This window comes from Microcystis sp. Msp_OC_L_20101000_S702, from assembly GCF_007095705.1.
GTDB lineage: Bacteria > Cyanobacteriota > Cyanobacteriia > Cyanobacteriales > Microcystaceae > Microcystis > Microcystis ichthyoblabe_A.
Map to the genome: position 1 here is coordinate 52,053 of NZ_SFBO01000016.1, position 17,205 is coordinate 69,257.

13 protein-coding genes and 1 pseudogene are annotated in these 17,205 nt (G+C 41.0%); 4 read left to right on the forward strand and 10 right to left on the reverse strand.

The window, feature by feature from the left end:
• The first annotated feature begins 21 nt into the window (after positions 1-21).
• Positions 22-1,551: a WD40 repeat domain-containing protein gene (locus EWV60_RS01670; protein WP_287230458.1), complete on the forward strand. Its 1,530-nt coding sequence runs from the start codon at positions 22-24 to the stop codon at positions 1,549-1,551.
• Positions 1,552-1,731: 180 nt separating this feature from the next.
• Entirely contained in the window at positions 1,732-3,612 is a 1,881-nt protein-coding gene (locus EWV60_RS01675; protein ID WP_002737004.1) for a DNA-directed RNA polymerase subunit gamma, read from the forward strand.
• 40 nt (positions 3,613-3,652) lie between these two features.
• Here the strand turns inward: EWV60_RS01675 and EWV60_RS01680 are convergent, their stop codons facing one another.
• From EWV60_RS01680 to EWV60_RS01690, 3 genes are all read right to left on the reverse strand, one after another.
• Positions 3,653-4,069 carry a RidA family protein gene (locus EWV60_RS01680; RefSeq protein ID WP_079205988.1) on the reverse strand — a complete coding sequence of 139 codons (417 nt, stop codon included), beginning with the start codon at positions 4,067-4,069 and terminating at the stop codon, positions 3,653-3,655.
• A gap of 125 nt (positions 4,070-4,194) precedes the next feature.
• Positions 4,195-4,698 (reverse strand): endoribonuclease, encoded by a 504-nt coding sequence (locus tag EWV60_RS01685; RefSeq protein ID WP_149107402.1) that lies wholly within the window; start codon positions 4,696-4,698, stop codon positions 4,195-4,197.
• Positions 4,688-5,797 (reverse strand): DUF262 domain-containing protein, encoded by a 1,110-nt coding sequence (locus EWV60_RS01690; RefSeq protein WP_287230461.1) that lies wholly within the window; start codon positions 5,795-5,797, stop codon positions 4,688-4,690. Before EWV60_RS01690 ends, EWV60_RS01685 begins: the two co-directional genes overlap by 11 nt.
• Before the next feature lie 90 nt (positions 5,798-5,887).
• Here EWV60_RS01690 and EWV60_RS01695 point away from each other — a divergent pair.
• Positions 5,888-6,215, forward strand: a pseudogene (locus EWV60_RS01695) (hypothetical protein); the annotation flags it as partial.
• A gap of 111 nt (positions 6,216-6,326) precedes the next feature.
• Here EWV60_RS01695 and EWV60_RS01700 read toward each other — a convergent pair.
• The 3 genes from EWV60_RS01700 to ileS form a co-directional block, all read right to left on the reverse strand.
• Positions 6,327-8,093 (reverse strand): DNA methyltransferase, encoded by a 1,767-nt coding sequence (locus EWV60_RS01700; protein WP_287230462.1) that lies wholly within the window; start codon positions 8,091-8,093, stop codon positions 6,327-6,329.
• Positions 8,077-9,108, reverse strand: coding sequence for a restriction endonuclease (locus EWV60_RS01705; RefSeq protein WP_287230464.1), 1,032 nt, complete (start codon positions 9,106-9,108; stop codon positions 8,077-8,079). The genes EWV60_RS01700 and EWV60_RS01705 overlap by 17 nt, the downstream gene beginning before the upstream one ends.
• A gap of 91 nt (positions 9,109-9,199) precedes the next feature.
• Positions 9,200-12,058 carry an isoleucine--tRNA ligase gene (ileS, locus tag EWV60_RS01710; RefSeq protein WP_287230466.1) on the reverse strand — a complete coding sequence of 953 codons (2,859 nt, stop codon included), beginning with the start codon at positions 12,056-12,058 and terminating at the stop codon, positions 9,200-9,202.
• Between the two features lie 209 nt (positions 12,059-12,267).
• Between ileS and EWV60_RS01715 the strand changes: the two genes are divergently transcribed.
• A complete protein-coding gene (locus tag EWV60_RS01715) occupies positions 12,268-12,840 on the forward strand; it encodes a Uma2 family endonuclease (RefSeq protein WP_103111772.1) in 573 nt (190 codons plus the stop codon).
• 35 nt (positions 12,841-12,875) lie between these two features.
• On the opposite strand, the gene EWV60_RS01720 is transcribed toward EWV60_RS01715, so the two are convergent.
• From EWV60_RS01720 to EWV60_RS01735, 4 genes are all read right to left on the reverse strand, one after another.
• The gene (locus EWV60_RS01720) at positions 12,876-13,517 is read right to left on the reverse strand and encodes a Uma2 family endonuclease (protein WP_103111683.1); all 642 of its coding nucleotides are present in this window, start codon (positions 13,515-13,517) and stop codon (positions 12,876-12,878) included.
• A 112-nt stretch (positions 13,518-13,629) separates the two neighbouring features.
• A complete protein-coding gene (locus EWV60_RS01725; protein WP_287230468.1) occupies positions 13,630-14,277 on the reverse strand; it encodes a Uma2 family endonuclease in 648 nt (215 codons plus the stop codon).
• A 38-nt stretch (positions 14,278-14,315) separates the two neighbouring features.
• Positions 14,316-14,783 carry a DUF29 domain-containing protein gene (locus tag EWV60_RS01730; RefSeq protein WP_123230439.1) on the reverse strand — a complete coding sequence of 156 codons (468 nt, stop codon included), beginning with the start codon at positions 14,781-14,783 and terminating at the stop codon, positions 14,316-14,318.
• On the reverse strand, positions 14,780-17,128 hold the full coding sequence (locus EWV60_RS01735) for an HD family phosphohydrolase (RefSeq protein WP_287230472.1): 2,349 nt from the start codon (positions 17,126-17,128) through the stop codon (positions 14,780-14,782). Before EWV60_RS01735 ends, EWV60_RS01730 begins: the two co-directional genes overlap by 4 nt.
• Between the last annotated feature and the right edge of the window lie 77 nt (positions 17,129-17,205).

The following is a 17,205-nucleotide window of genomic DNA, read 5'->3' on the forward strand; positions in this document are numbered from 1 at the left end:
AAGGCGGCAATTAGCGTTACCATGAGTCTGAAATCAGGAGATGATCAAAATCCCTTTACCGGTAACTGCAAAATGACCGACCATCGCCTCCATGGGCTAGAATTAGCGGAATATATCGCCCTAGGATTAACCCTGCTTACCCTTATAGCCATGGGTGCGGGGTTTTTGCCTTTGTTCCTCCTAGTAGTGACTTTCGGGTTGAATATTCTCAATCGTCTCCGAGAAAGAACCCTGCAACGTCAACGCTTAACTGAAATGACCGGTCATTTACAGGATCAGTGGGAAGAAGAAAAAGAAGCTTTATCAGCACAAATACAGTCCCTCAGTCCCGCGGTGGCCAGCGATAACGCCCGTGCGGTCGCAACGCGCTCGCTACGCGAGATCGCAGAATTAGAGGAGAATATTCTCACCCTCGAACAGTCCTACAATCAAATTATTCAATATATCAACCGTAACGGGCTGCTGGAACGCATCGAACATCTGGAAAAATCCTACAGTCGCTTACAAAGAGAGATTTTGCCGCTTAAGGAAGAATCAGCAGATATTAACGCCATAAAAGCGGAAAATGAGCCACAAATCACCCTACCTGCCCTTAATTTAACTCCCACTTCCCCCCCTGTCCCCCATTGGCACTATTATCGCCGTCTGAGCGCCCATCGGGAAATGATTACAGCGATCGCAATTACCGAAAATCAAAGGTTTTTAATTAGCGTTAGTTGGGATCGTACCCTAAAAATCTGGGATTTTGCGAGAGGAACCCTGATTAATACGGTGGAAGCTCATGATCAGGGCATTTTAGCCCTAGCAGTCACCGGAAACGGCGATTATCATCTAGCGACGGGGGGATTCGATCAAACCGTTAAATTATGGACTTTAGCCAGCGATGGCAGTAATCTGGAATTAAATCAAATTTTCCTCGGTCATCTCGGTTCGATTCACGGCCTAGATTTTGCCCCCCGTTGGCATTTTTTGGTTAGTGGTAGTTACGATCAAACCCTAAAACAGTGGAATTTAGAGCAGGAAAACGAAGAATTTAGCTCCTATGACAGTCTGGGGGCAATTTATGCCCTAGCAGTGGCTCCTAATCAAGATTTTATCGCCGCAGCTGGGGGTGATGGCACTGTCACCCTCTGGCAATTGGGATCGGGAGCAAAAATCGCCGTCCTATCTGGTAACGTTTCTTCGGTGCAGAGTCTGGCGATCGCTGCTGATAGTCAGATTATTGCCGCCGGTTGTGTGGATGGGACGGTGAAAATCTGGCAATACGACCCGGAGAAAAGCGGTCATTTTGCGCCAATTCGGGTGATTAATGCCCATAATGGTCAGGTGACAAGCTTGGTATTTGCAGAGGAGGGTCAGTGGTTATTTACCGGGGGAACCGACGGAGAGATTAAAATCTGGTTAGCCAATTCTCAACAGGCGATCGCAACTCTCAGCGCCACCAATGAGCGATCATCGCCGATCTCCAGTTTAGTTCTCAGCCCCGATTATTGTCACCTAGCGGCGGCCGCGGCCGACGGCAGCATCACCATCTGGGAAAATATCACTTAATGGTCGATCGAACTAGAAAAATTGTATAATGTAATGTCCCGGACTCGATCGGGCCAGTTTGACCCCAAGAAAAAGTGACTGAGTTAACCGTCGTTTCTGCCTAATAGTTGTCATCGGGGCATCGAGAACGCGAGAGCGATCGCTTATCCCAGAATCATTACCCATAGTAAAAAATTCAGAATGAAGACTCCAACAGATCAAAGATTTGATTACGTCAAAATCGGTTTAGCGTCCCCCGAGAGAATTCGGCAATGGGGAGAAAGAACCCTACCTAACGGTCAAGTCGTCGGAGAAGTAACCAAACCAGAAACGATCAACTATCGGACTCTTAAACCGGAAATGGATGGGTTATTCTGCGAGAAAATTTTTGGCCCCTCCAAAGACTGGGAATGTTGGTGCGGTAAATACAAACGCGTCCGTCACCGGGGAATTGTCTGTGAACGTTGCGGGGTGGAAGTCACCGAGTCGCGGGTACGTCGTCATCGCATGGGTTTTATCAAATTAGCCGCCCCCGTCACCCACGTTTGGTATCTCAAAGGTATTCCCAGTTATCTCAGTATCCTGCTCGATATGCCCCTGCGGGACGTGGAGCAGATCGTCTATTTTAATGCCTATGTGGTTCTCGATCCGGGTAACGCGGGCAATCTTAGTTATAAACAACTCCTCAGCGAAGATCAATGGTTAGAGATCGAAGAAGAAATCTACGCGGAGGATTCGGAATTAGTCGGTATTGAAGTGGGGATCGGGGCCGAGGCTATCCAAAGACTCTTACAGGAAATTAACCTGGAAGAAGAAGCGGAAAGACTGCGGACGGAAATTGTCGAAAGTAAAGGGCAAAAACGGGCAAAATTAATTAAACGTCTCCGGGTAATCGATAACTTTATCGCCACGGGTTCTCAGGCAGAATGGATGGTTTTAAGCGTAATTCCCGTGATTCCCCCCGATTTACGCCCGATGGTGCAGTTGGACGGCGGCCGTTTTGCCACCTCTGACCTGAACGATCTCTACCGTCGGGTGATTAACCGCAATAACCGTTTATCCCGTCTGCAAGAAATTCTCGCCCCGGAAATTATCGTCCGCAACGAAAAACGGATGTTACAGGAGGCCGTCGATGCTTTAATTGATAACGGTCGTCGCGGTCGCACGGTGGTGGGGGCCAATAATCGCGCCCTGAAGTCTTTATCGGATATTATCGAGGGTAAACAGGGGCGTTTCCGTCAAAATCTCCTCGGTAAACGGGTTGACTATTCGGGACGTTCGGTTATCGTTGTCGGTCCGAAGTTGAAGATCTATCAATGCGGTTTACCCCGGGAAATGGCGATCGAATTGTTCCAACCCTTCGTTATCCATCGTTTAATTAAATTAGGCATCGTCAATAATATCAAGGCAGCCAAGAAAATGATCCAACGGGGGGATGCCAATGTTTGGCACGTCTTGGATGAAGTAATCACGGGACACCCGGTGATGTTAAACCGCGCCCCTACCCTGCACCGTTTGGGCATTCAAGCGTTTGAACCGATCTTAGTGGAGGGCCGGGCGATTCAGTTACATCCCCTCGTCTGTCCCGCTTTTAACGCTGACTTTGACGGGGACCAAATGGCCGTACATATTCCCCTCTCCCTGGAAGCACAATCGGAAGCGCGCTTGTTGATGTTGGCCTGTCATAATATTCTCTCACCGGCGACCGGTCGCCCGATTGTTGCCCCTTCTCAGGATATGGTTTTGGGTTGTTATTATCTCACGGCCGAAAATCCCAAGGCCCAAAAGGGTGGAGGTCGTTATTTCGCCAGCATGGATGACGCTATTCGCTCTTTCGATCAGGGATTGGTGGATCTGCACGCTTCTGTGTGGTTGCGTTTACCGGTCGGAGAAAAGGTGAAAACCAATAAACCCGATGAGGAAGTCCTGGAAACGGAAACTCTCCCCGATGGCAGCATCTGGAAATATTATCGGGAGCGCAAAACCCGCGAGAAGGATGGTGAGATAATTTCTCAGTATGTGCGTACTACTGTAGGGCGAATTATCTACAATAAGACGATTCTAGAGGCTTTGGTGGTCTAGAGAGAGATTAGGTTAGGGTGGGCATTGCCCACCTTAATTTTTAGGCTAAAGCGGCAATACATTCTATTTCCACTAGCACATCTTTGGGAAGACGGGCCACCTCCACACAGGCCCGGGCCGGGGCAGTTTCCGGGGGGAAATAACGGGCATAAACTTGATTCATCGCCCCGAAATTGGCTAAATCCGAGAGAAAGACGGTAGTTTTCACCACATTTGACCAATTAGCCCCCGCAGCGGTTAAAATGCCCTCTAGATTGGCCATAACTTGTTCGGTTTGGGTGCTAATTTCCCCGGAGACGATTTCACCCGTGACGGGATCTAGGGGAATTTGTCCCGCAACAAAGAGAAAAGGACCAGGAGCGGCGATCGCTTGATTATAAGGACCCACAGGGGCCGGAGCTTTATCAGTACGGATGACCTGATTATTCATGGGCAGGATAGTTAAAAAAGATGACATTGAATCAATTGAATATTTTCCCAGTTTTTCGATCGCTTGCAGTTAATTTTCGCCGGTTAGGGGGTTTAATTTGGACTGATTGTCTTTGTCGAAGGTGCGCTAAAAGCGATTGTACGAGAAATAAGTCAACATTTATGACGTTGCAATTCTGCATCTAACTCTGTTAACAAAGCATATATTCTATCAAAATCATGTTGAGTTTTAGAAGGAGCGTCATAGGTTCTCAAAGTACCTGTAGTATGACTATGAGCCGCTGTATCGCGACTCTTTTTTAGATTACCAAGATAACCTTTTAAAGCACTGATTTTACCAGTGTTTTCTAACTTTTCTTCGATTTTTTCTAATGTTGCTAAACCAATAACCATCATCAACATTTTTCTAAAAGGTTCATATTCAAAACTATGAGTACCACTAATAGTCTTATCGATGAATTTTTTGTTAGCTTCGGACTTTAAGCATCGTTTAGCACATCTTAAAACTATATCATCCATAGTTTCCTCGATCCAGCCACATAATTCTATAAGAGCTAGTTTGGAATAAGAAGAAGTTTTTTGATTATCAGCTGTAGGGTCATTATAGAGTTGATCAAGCCAGTTTAACGTCTTGAGTAAATAATCTTTAGTAATCATTACCAGTAGATGAAAAAATTTTGATAGATGTATTAATTCTCTCTAAAGCCTTATCTTTTTGATAAATACCACTAGCTAAATTTTTAGTCAAAAATGGTTCAGATTTTATTAATCTAGAATACTTGTCTTGTAATTCACCATTGGAGAGATTGACTAAAGTATCTAAATTTTTGGCAACTCCTAACAGAACTCCCTCAGCAATAACTTTACTGGTTTTGAGAGGTTCCTCTTTGAAGATTCTATCATAAATCAAGTCAACAGTTTGCTTAAATAATTCATCTTTATCTTGAATAAAATCTGCGTGAGCAAATCTATGTTTATACATATAATCATTTAAAAATCTGGTCAATTTCCCCTTGTAGTTCTGGTATTCATCATAAAAAGCAAAGAAACGAAGCACTAATTCTTCATCTTCAAATCGAGATGCTTTTTGCTGCTTTCGATCCATCAGCAAAAGCCAGTTTTCATATTGAGCGCATTTTTTTAAAAAACTATTAAACTCGCCATTATAGATACAATTTCTGATCTCCTGATTATTGAGTTTTACTCCACCAGTATTTAAGCGATGGAAAATGGTAAAAATATAATTATTATGAGCTTTTTTGCTGGAGTCATAGCGAATCACCGTGATGGGAATAGTCATATTTTCTACGCGTTCATATAATTCTTCATGCTGAGTTTTTATTTCCTCAACTGTTCTTCCAGAAATAGACGAATCTACATCGGGTAATTTTGATAGCCTCCAATCTTCAGTAGTTAAAAATTTGACGATGGTACTAATTCGTTGTAATCCATCGATGATATAGCGTTTATCTGTCTTATAGTCAAGACTAATACACATACTAGGAATCGGTAACTGTTTCATTAAACTATCAATAAAACGAGTTTGTTGTGCCTCACTCCACACCACATCTCTTTGAAAATCTGGATCGATAACCAATTGTTTTTTTTGATACATTCTAACTAGATCAGAGCAGGATCGCTGCTCATTGTAAGCAATAATATCTACAGGAGGAAAATCCACATCATCTTCTTCCTCTAGATACTTTTCTTCTTCGGCTGCTAGTAATTTCTCTTCTTGACTGAGATAATTAACCATAATTTTTATCCCTCTTAATATTGCCAATTCAAAAATGAAACGCACGACTCCTTAAGAGTTGACAGACAAAGGATCATCAGGTACTGTCTGATCAATACAACAACAAATCAGACCCAAAAACGAAGCCGCCAACATCTTAACATAGAACAAAGAAACTTGCTCTATCAACTTGGTCAAGAGGGAAATTTATCTCAATGGCAAATGGCAGCTGGGATGTCATCAAAGCACGACCAAAGCGAGAATTAAGAAGGAATCAAGGTTCCCTCGGATGCTATCTACTGAAAATTGGTATAAAACCGCAAGTGAAATCAATCGAGTGACCGAAAAACTTTTCCAAGAGATTCCCGTCGAAAAAAGAAAAACCTTTACTTGTGACAAGGTCAAAGAATTTTGTGGACATCAAGAGTTGAGTCAGAAACCAATTGAATATTTTCCCAGTTTTTCGATCGCTTGCCGTTAATTTTCGCCGGTTAGGGGGTTTAATTTTGACTAAGCGATCCTGTGAGAAATAAGTCAACATTATTAAGAATCACTCAAATGGTAGCTCAAGCTGCTTAAAGTTTGGGTAGTTATCTATGTCCTTGTTTTCTTGCATACCCTTATCACCGACAGCACCACAAACTTCTCCCCAATCAGCAAAATATTCGTCAAAGTATCTGAAAGGATATTGGCTGTACTTTTCTATATCTTCTCTGGTTGGTTTTCGTCCTATTTTTACCGCTATATCTCTCACTTCTAGCTGTAAAGTTTTTTTAGAAACATCATATTTTTGTTTTTTAATGCGATTAACTCTACTATTTTTAGCCTTAGGAATAATATCTCTTTTAGCAAATGGATCAACACCATTTTCTAACTCTGTATGTCTTTGTTCAGCTAAAGAATGATACTGCTCAGAAATTTCAATGCCAATGTATCGTCTGTTCATGATAGAGGCAACAAGAGTAGTTGTACCAGAGCCATTAAAGGGGTCTAATACTAAATCATTTTCCTCGGTAAATATAGTGAGAATACGTTTCATTAGTGTTGGAGGTAGTTGACATGGGTGATCTACACGTTTTGAATTATGCTTTAGTCTATGAATGTCCCACCATATATTAGTTAACGGTTCTCTATCTACTGTTTTATCTTTATTTCTTTTTTTGATACATTGCTCTCTAATACAATACCATTCTTTTAAAGAAAAATTATAATCATAAATACTTTCATTACTAATTTTTTTAATTTCTGGTTCACCTTTGCCTAGGCACAAAATACCATAATGTGCAGGCATTATTTGTCTTACAGGAAGACTAAGACTTTCCCAAACTATCCAATTTTGAAATTCTAAAACTCCTTGACTAAATTCATAGTATTTAGCCAAGTATATAGGAATATTGAGGAGTGCTAGAGTTTTTCCATTCTTTAATACTCTAGCCAGTTCATTGACCCATTCAATACACCACTTTATGTATTGATTATTATCCTGACAATCATTCCATATATCATATTTTTTTTGGATATTGTAAGGAGGATCGGCAAAAACAAAATCTATTGAATTATTGGGTAATAATCGTAGATAATTTAAGCAATCATCATTAATTAGTAGATTGCTTTTAATCAAATTACTTGGTTGTTTGTATATGACATTATTAGTTGTATTTTCTAGAGGTTTTATTTTTTGATTATTGTCGATGGTGGCAAAATAATTTTGTAGATCTATATAGTACACAAATTGATATGGTTCTAACCCAAAAAGATCCTTTATTCTTTCAAGAATATCTTGAGGTATTTTTTGATGAGAATAACTTATGTCCCTCCACACATCTGACATTAATGTTCCCAATGGACTATATAAATGTTTTTTACCTCCATAATCTTTTGTCGTTTTATTACAGGAGGGACAATAAGAATACTGAATTAAAGTTTTATTATGCTTTAAAGGTGAACGGTATTTAGTAAACATCGTCAAAGATACATGGTTGTCTAACATATAGCTCTCATCCATTAATGCTTGACTTCTTTTGATAGCAACCCATAGCTTGAAATATGTAGATTTTTCTAAAAACGATATGACTTGACAGGCAATTTCTGCATTGGACAATATACACAATACACTTTTATCATCTAATTCATTTGCAAAACTAATTAAGTAATCTTTAAGATTAGATATTTCTTTGATTTTACATAGTTTAATAGTCGGAAGATGAAGAAAATAGACATTAGAGTTTTTGCCTATAGTTTGATAATTATTTTCTAATGCAGAAGGCTGTATTTCAATAATTTTTAGTGGCAGACAATTTTCACTTTTGTGGCTCATTTTTAATTGAATACTCCATAGTTTTAGCTAAACGCTTAAGATCATTTTCACTAAAGTTAACAACACAGTCACTAAAATCAATTAAGTCTTGTATAAAAGAACTTCTGTCAAAATTTCCCGCTCCATCAACTACATAAGCAACCTTATGGTGCTGTCTGTTTAAAATTTCTCGTCTATCTCTAGCCAATTTTCCTTTCCTTTCTACAACACTGTTAGTAGTAAATTGAAATGATACTTCAATACCCCAGTAAGGTGGTCGATCATGAGGTGGTATTCCCACTATATCAAATTTGGTTAGTGTTCTACCCTCATTTTGACTTATTCCTGGTATAGATTTTCTATAAAAATCCCACTCAGGTAAATATACTTTCAATTTTTCTCTAATGTATTCTTGAGCAAGCTGACCCATTTTATTCGATTTTGCTCCCCCAGTAATTTTACTAACCCAGATGTAACGATGCTTAATATATTCTTCCAGAAGTCTAATGTTACCTATCATAGCACCAATAATACATTTTTCTTCTATTTCATCAGGAACATTTATAGAGGTTGCCAAACCACCGAACATTATTAGCATAATAACATCTCGGATTTCTTGGCTAAGAGAACAAGGTTTTAATATCCCCTCCCCGTCTAATCCCAAATTTTTATTATTCCATGTAGCTCTATTTTTCAAAGAAACAAACTGGTATTGATAAATTTTGTCTCGAAATATAAACTCAAAATCTTTAGAATAAAAATCCCTAGAAAGTTCTGAAGAGAATCGTTTTAAATTTTCTCCACCAATATCAGATAGAACACAGAGATGTTTTAAAAATAGATTAGGATAAAGTTCATCACATAAATCTAAGGCTGTTATCCATGAGAATGGGTCTTTAGATGCTATTCTTAATATACTGATAAAACTTTCTTGAGTTCGTATTAGTAAGGGAATTATACTAGATAGTTTTTCTTTTTCTGCTAATTCAACTGGCCAATATATCAAGGCAGTTTTCTTAAGATCGCTAACATTCATATTTTTCTTGATCTTGAATTTCTATAAGTTTAAGTTTGTAGAAGCAACTAAGGGTACTTTATTAAACAATAAAGCACCCTTTTAATTTAGCTTAGAACTCTCCTTTTAAAGCGGCATTACAGCGCTCGCAAATAGTGGGATCATCGGCAAATTTTCCCACTTGAGTGGAATAATTCCAACAGCGATCGCATTTTTCGCCGTCTGCTTTGACAATTCCCACCGAAACAAAGTCTGATTCTCCCTTATATTCTGCGGTTTGAATCGCGCTAATATCACTAACTAATTCCACTTGGGAAGAGAGAAATAGATAACGCAATTCATCAACTTTATTCCCAGTTAAACTATCACAATTGTTGAATAATTCTAACTCCTGTTGTAAGGTTTCATCGGCAACATAAAGTAAAACTTTTGCCTCTAAAGAAGCACCGATCGCCTTATCATTTCTGGCAGTTTCCATCACCTTATTAACTTCGGTGCGTAGCTGCCGGAATTTGGCCCATTTATCGGCCAATTCGCGATTATTCCAAGCAGGATCGATGTTTAGCCATCCTGACTCAAATACTGATAAATAAGGAGTTTTGTAGGGGAGAAATTGCCAGATATCTTCCGCTAGATGAGACAGGACAGGAGCGATCGCTTTAGCGAGATTTTCTAAAGCAATAGCATAGACTGTTTGACAACTGCGACGACGGAAAGAATTAGGATCAGAAATGTATAAACGATCCTTAGCGATGTCGATATAAAAGTTAGATAAATCGACAACACAAAAATTCTGTACCGTCTGGAAAAAGCGGAAAAATTGGAAACTTTCAAAAGCTGCCGTTACTTCCGTAAACACCTCCGAGATACGATGTAACATATAGCGATCGATCTCCGGTAGATCTTCATAAGCTACCGCATCCTTAACGGGATCAAAATCATTTAAACTCCCCAGTAAAAACCTGGCAGTGTTACGGATTTTATTACGGATATCTACCAACTGTTTAAGAATATTTTGACCGATATTCACATCATTGGTATAGTCCACCGAGGACACCCATAACCGAATCACATCTACCCCATAAGCGGGTTCTTTTTTCTGGTCTTTACCCCCATTAATGATCACATTGGGATCGATGACATTACCCAGAGATTTACTCATTTTTCGTCCCTGTTCATCCAAAACAAAACCGTGAGTTAACACCGTTTTATAGGGAGCAATACCATTAGCAGCGACACTGGTTAATAAACTCGATTGAAACCATCCCCGATGCTGATCCGATCCTTCTAGATACATATCCGCAGGATAACTTAATTCTGGTCGAGCATTAGCCACCGCATTCCAACTAGAACCAGAATCAAACCACACATCCATAGTATCCATTCCCTTGCGATAACTGCGACCATTATCGCGATAACTGGGAGGCAATAATTCCTCTACGGATAACTCCCACCAAGCATTAGAACCCTTGACTGCGAAGATAGCTTGAACGTGATTAATCGTCTCCTCCGTTAACAGAGGTTCATTCGTTTCTTCGTCATAAAAAACAGGAATAGGAACCCCCCAACTGCGCTGACGAGAGATACACCAATCGCTTCTTTCACTAACCATAGAAGTGATGCGATTCTTACCTGTTGCGGGAATCCAACGCACCGAATCAATTGCTTCTAAAGCTAATTCCCGGAATCCTTCCACGGAAGCAAACCATTGTTCCGTTGCGCGGAAAATTGTCGGTTTTTTGGTTCTCCAATCGTAGGGATATTTATGCTGATATGCTTCTTCTTTGAGTAAGGCACCCTTTTCTGTCAGTGCTAAAATTATCGCTTCATTAGCATCTTTTAGGACATTTAAACCCGCAAATTGTCCCGCTTCTGCGGTGAAATTTCCCTTATCATCCACGGGAGAAAGTATCGGTAAACCGTAACGTTGGCCGACGATATAATCCTCCTGACCATGGCCAGGGGCCGTATGAACTAATCCGGTACCAGAATCAGTGGTGACATAATCCCCACCGATGAGAATCGCACTTTCTCTGTCAAACAAAGGATGACGATATTTAGTATGTTCTAATTCCAGACCTTTAACCGTTGCTTTAATCGTCAAAGTTGTGTTAAAAGTGTCGGCCAATTTTTCGACTAAATCCGTCGCTACAATTAGATAATTAGACTCGCTGGTTTCCACCACTGAATAGTTTAATTCTGGGTTTAATGCGACGGCCAAATTCCCGGGTAAAGTCCAGGGGGTAGTCGTCCAGATAGCCACGGATAAATTAGGCAAAAATGGCGTTAAAACTGGGGTTGAAACTGACGTAATCGGAAAAGCAACATAGACACTGCGGGAAGTGTGACCTTCGGGATATTCTAATTCTGCCTCAGCTAAAGCGGTTTGAGAACTAGGACTCCAGTGAACCGGTTTTAGTCCCCGATAAATATAACCTTTTAGGGCCATTTTTCCGAATACGGCAATTTGAGCGGCCTCGTATTCAGGTTGTAGGGTTAAATAGGGATTTTCCCAGTCTCCCCAGACTCCATACCTTTTGAAACCTTCACACTGTTCTTTTTGCGTTTGAAGGGCAAAATCGTGGGCTTTCTGACGTAATTTCAAAGGGGTTAGACCCTCTTTTTCCGAGCTTTTGAGACTTTGTAAAACCTTTAGTTCGATCGGCAACCCGTGACAATCCCAACCCGGCACATAGCGCACTTTGTAGCCTTGCAGCAGTTTATATTTATTGATAATGTCTTTGAGAATTTTATTTAAAGCATGACCGATATGCAGTGACCCGTTAGCGTAGGGTGGACCATCGTGGAGAATAAATAATTCTTTGGGGTTATTTTGCGCTAATTTCTCGTATATTTGCTCATCTTGCCAGAATTTCTGGATTTCTGGCTCACGTTTGCTGGCATTTGCTCGCATATCAAAGTCAGTTTGAGGCAAATTAACGGTATCTTTGTAACTTTTAGCGTTGGACATTCTGGCAAACCTATGGATATCAATCGTTTTCGGGATTCATTCCTAAATAACGTCTCTTTGAGAGTCGTTATCTCTATTCTGTCACATAACTGTAATACAAATATTACAAGTGACAATCAATGATCTATAAGTCTAGCGAGATTGAGTCCAAGAGCGATGATTCCCAAAGGCTATAATTTAGTTATTCGAGGATAGGGAGCATGGGGACGATGGTGACGAATCCTAATTTTTTTTATGTCTCTCCAGAAGTGTATCTAGAAGGGGAAAGAGTCAGTCCGATCAAGCACGAGTACCGAAAAGGACGGATTTATGCGATGGTAGGCGCAAAAAAGCCCCATATTGTCTTAAATACAAATCTAGCCACTTTATTGAATATCCATCTCGATGATAGTCCCTGTCTTGTTCTCACTTCCGATATCAAAGTCCGGTTAGAGGAGGCAAATTGTTATTATTATCCCGATATTGCGGTGGTTTGTGACGAGAGAGAGATTAACAATACCGATGATTTTATTCTCTATCCCGTTCTGATTATTGAAGTATTATCGAAATCTACGGAATCCTTTGATAGGGGTGATAAATTTAGCGATTATCAAACCTGTCCCACCCTAAAAGAATACATTCTTATTCATCAAAACCAGATGAAAATTGAATGTCACCGTCGCGAGGATTCGGGAGTTTGGCAAGAACAGATCTATGAAGCGGGAGATGAGGTAGAATTTACCAGTGTAGGATTCCGGGGATCGATCGCTTCTATCTATCGGAAAGTCCCCGGTTTGATATAATTACAATTATTTTTTGACATCGCACTTTTAGGTCTCTAATTCTCTAAAGCTTCAAATTGACGTAAGGCAATACTAGAACCTTGATTCCAGCCTAATTCAACATAATAGGGAAAAAGTTTCTTGATATTTATATCGGGAAAGAGACGACTATTTTCACTTTCCTGACAACTATCTTCTATGAACAGATATATTTTTAATTCTTCCCGACGATAAACCCACAATTCGGGGATTTTTAGCAATTGATAAGCCTCTACATCAGTCAGAGAAGTAAAATCCACTTCTATAGCTAAATCGGGAGGAGGATCGACAGTTAAATCAATTCTCTCTTTGCCTAAAATTGACTGTCTATTATCAATATAAAAACAGGTATCTGGTTCTACTCCCGCTTCTCCAGGAATTTTCAAGGTAATCGGATCAAAACATTGCCAGTCTTTACCTTGACGACGGAGGATAATTTTTACTAAATCCCTTAATGTATCAACACGATTGCCATGACTTGGTAGGGGAGACATAAGCCGAATTTCTTGCGTTTTGCGATTAAAATAGAGTTTGGGATAGGTTTTCTGGAGACGTAAACTCAGCAATCTTTGGTAATCTTCCCAAGTCTGATGGGGAAAAATAACTTGACTGCCTGGAGATAAAGATAAAGTATTTTCGTTGAGAGTAATTAGTAGCATTTTGGTAATTATCTTTGGATTGTCAGATTCCCCCGCCTATCGGCACCCCCCTTATTAAGGGGAGCAGGGGGGATCAAGGGGGGATTAAGCTCACTTTTATACAAAAAGTGTTTTAACTAAAATTCTCTAAAGCTTCAAACTGACGTAAAGCAATACTAGAACCTTGATTCCAGCCTAATTCAACATAATAGGGAAAAAGTTTCTTGATATTTATATCGGGAAAGAGAAGACTATTTTCCCTTTCTTGATAACTGTCTTCTATTAACAAATATATTTTTAATTCTTCCCGACGATAAACCCATAATTCGGGTATTTTCAACAATTGATAGGCCTCTACATCAGTCAGAGAAGTAAAGTCCACTTCTATAGCTAAATCGGGAGGAGGATCGACAGTTAAATCAATTCTCTCTTTGCCTAAAATTGCCTCTCTATTATCAATATAAAAACAAGTATCTGGTTCTACTCCTGCTTCTCCCGGAATTTTCAAGGTAATTGGATCAAAACATTCCCAGTCTTTGCCTTGACGACGAAGGATAATTTTTACTAAATCACTTAAAAGATTGATACGTTTGCCATGACTTGGTAAGGGAGACATAAGCCGAATTTCTTGAGTTTTGCGATTAAAATAGAGTTTGGGATAGGTTTTTTGGAGACGTAAACTCAGTAATCTTTCGTAATCTTCCCAAGTCTGATGGGGAAAAATAACTTGACTGCCCGGAGATAAAGATAAAGTATTTTCGTTGAGAGTAATTAGTAACATTTTGGTAATTATCCTTGATTTTTAGCTGTGGGATTTAACTAATTTCGCTCTGGCAACCAATGCCTATCAAGCATTTGTTCGAGAGAATAGGGACAATTTAGAGGAAAATTGTGAGGAGATATTTCAGTTTTTTGCCCAACAATAAAAACGGCATCTTGATAGATTATTTCTTGGTTATCTAGGAGATATTTTTCTAAATTTGTGCTTAAGTATCCATTTAGCTGAACTCTAAAAGTGGCTATTTCTCCTTGCCAATGCCGATGATTTAATTCAAATTCTTTTGACCAATATTGCCACAGCAAAAGATGAATAATTATCTGTCTTAAAAAACTCTCAACTCGATTTTTATCCCGTTTGCTCAAAGCCTCCAACTCCTCGATTAAATGTTGAATATCCAACTCAGCTAGACGATTTTCCTTGAGAAGTTTAATTGTTTCAGTTAACCAGAGATGTTCATCTTGTTCGTAGAGAAATTGTAACGGATTTAGCCAAGTATCTTTTTTCATATTTTTTTGGCTGAGGAGACTTCTAAAACTGCTTTCGGGTAGGCAATGCGTTGATGGTGGAATTGTTGCCAAACTTGCACAAAAACCTCGGCAATAATTGGTAATTCCTCCTGACGAATACCACTATCTACTAATTGTTGATCGCGCCATCGGGCCTGAAAAATCTTTTTGATCATATCCATAGCTTGTTCTGGGGAGGCCTCCTTCAGCGATCGCAAAGCGGCCTCGCTACTATCGGCTAACATAACGATCGCCGTTTCTCGCGATTGGGGAATCGGACCATCGTAGCGAAAAGCCGCCTCATCGACGAATTCTTGACCATTTTGGGCGGATTTTTGCAAAGCTTGCTGATAAAAATAGGAAATTAAGAGATTGCCTTGGTGTTCAGGAATAAAATCGCGGACGACTCGCGGTAAACCGTGTCTGCGGGCCATGACTAACCCTTCGCTAACGTGCTTTTTAATAATCTCGGCGCTGACATAGGGATCGTTAATTTCATCGTGTTTATTCGGGCCACCCATTTGATTTTCAATAAAACCGAGAGGATCGTGCATTTTCCCGATATCGTGATAGAGAGTTCCCGTGCGAATTAATTCCACATTACAGTGCAGTTTTCGGGCGGCCGCTTCAGCTAAACAGGCGACAAAAAGGGTATGTTGAAAAGTCCCCGGTGCTTCCGTGGCCAAACGTTTGAGCAAACTACAATTAGGATTGGACAACTCCACCAGACGAATGGGAGTGACCACATCGAAACAGCGTTCCAAATAGGGGGATAATCCTAGGGCGATTACCGTCCAAGCTATCCCCGATAGACCATAGACGAGCGCCGTGGGTAGTAGAGTATAGATGATCGTGCTGGCCGTGGCACTAACGATTAGGTAAGTGAGCAGATAAACACCCCCTTGACTGACTCCGATTCCCATCCCTAGCAGCGATAATTCATCCCTAGAACGCAATTTTCCCGCTATCATAGCCGCTAATAGTCCCCCTATCGTCCCCGCGATTAAATCGGCGCTGATACCTTGGATGCTGAATAGGGAAAGACCGGCAGTTAAGAGGACTTGGGTGACGGCCAGAGTCGGGCCGTAGAAACTGCTGACTAATAAACCCACGGCTGCCAGATTGGTAAAGGGAATATTGGCGATCGCTAGGATCGGTGTGGTAAAACTTAGTAAACCCAAGAGAAGAAAATCCCGGTGACGCAGAGGCCGATGGAGACGCTGAGCAACGAGACAAAAAGTCCCGATCGCGCTGGTGACAAGGATTGCCGTTGACCCTAAACCCATCCAGTTAATGCCCCGTTCGCTCAAACCAAAGCCATCGATGAGAACAAACTGAGCTTGAGTAATTTTTTCGCCTGCTTTAACGATAATTTGACCGGTTTGAGCGCTAGACATGACCATATCTACCGCTTCCACCGCTTTAGCGGCTTGTTCTTTGGTTGCCTCCCGATCTTCTATCAGGTTCGCTTCTCCCTCCAGGGCCGCTAGAAGGATATTTTCGGCTAAAGACTGCTGGCGACTGGTTAGGCGATCGCTGCTAATCTGCACGGCGATGGTATCCTCTAGGTGACTGGTGGAAATCCCCGGGGGAATGCCTTGCACCAAAATCCGGCGACTCGCTTGCAGGATGGCTTTTTCTAGGTTTTGCCACTCTCGATCGCCCATTTGGGCTGCTGTGATCAGATCGGCGTATTTGAGTTTATTTAAGCTGGAATGCCGATAATTTTGGCTGGTTTGCTCCTTTATTTGCCGTAATTGCTCCAATCGATCGATAAATTGCTCAAAGCTTCCCTTCGTCACGCGCTGACGATAGGCTTGGATTTCGCTAACAGCATATTCCTGCTCTTTTGTCAAGAGGTTTGTAAAAGATTCTTCATAGTTGAGGCGGCTTTGTAGAGTTGACCATTGAGGGGCAGAAAAGGTGAGCAGCGTTTCCATTGTGGCGTTGGAAATAGTCCTGCCCATTAAAATGGAATTTCTTCGCAGAATTGGGCGAATTTGACTTAATTGCTCTAAAGTGTCTCGCAGCGATCGCTCGATCTGGTCGGTGGTTTGGGGGTCTCTTTTCAGCCGGGGAAGCAGTCCAGCCCGAATTTTTTGGCGTTTGAGGGCGGTGGTTTCTTGGTCTTGAAAACGGGCATCTTCGGGGGCGATAATCGTAACCGGGGAAATAGTCCCGACGGCCAATTTCGGCTGATTATAGAAACGATAACCGACCACGCTAGTCAGACAACCGACGGTAAACAGGAAGATTAAGGGTCGTCGCAGTTTACCCAGGGAGTAAGAGCGAGATTTTCGGGCAGAATCAGGAAAAACAGTGAAAGAATGCAGAAAATGATTCATAAATTCCAGCTAAATTCTATAAACTGCGCCACCATGCCCAGAGGAAAAATACCAGCAATTTGGTTTTGTGTTCCCTC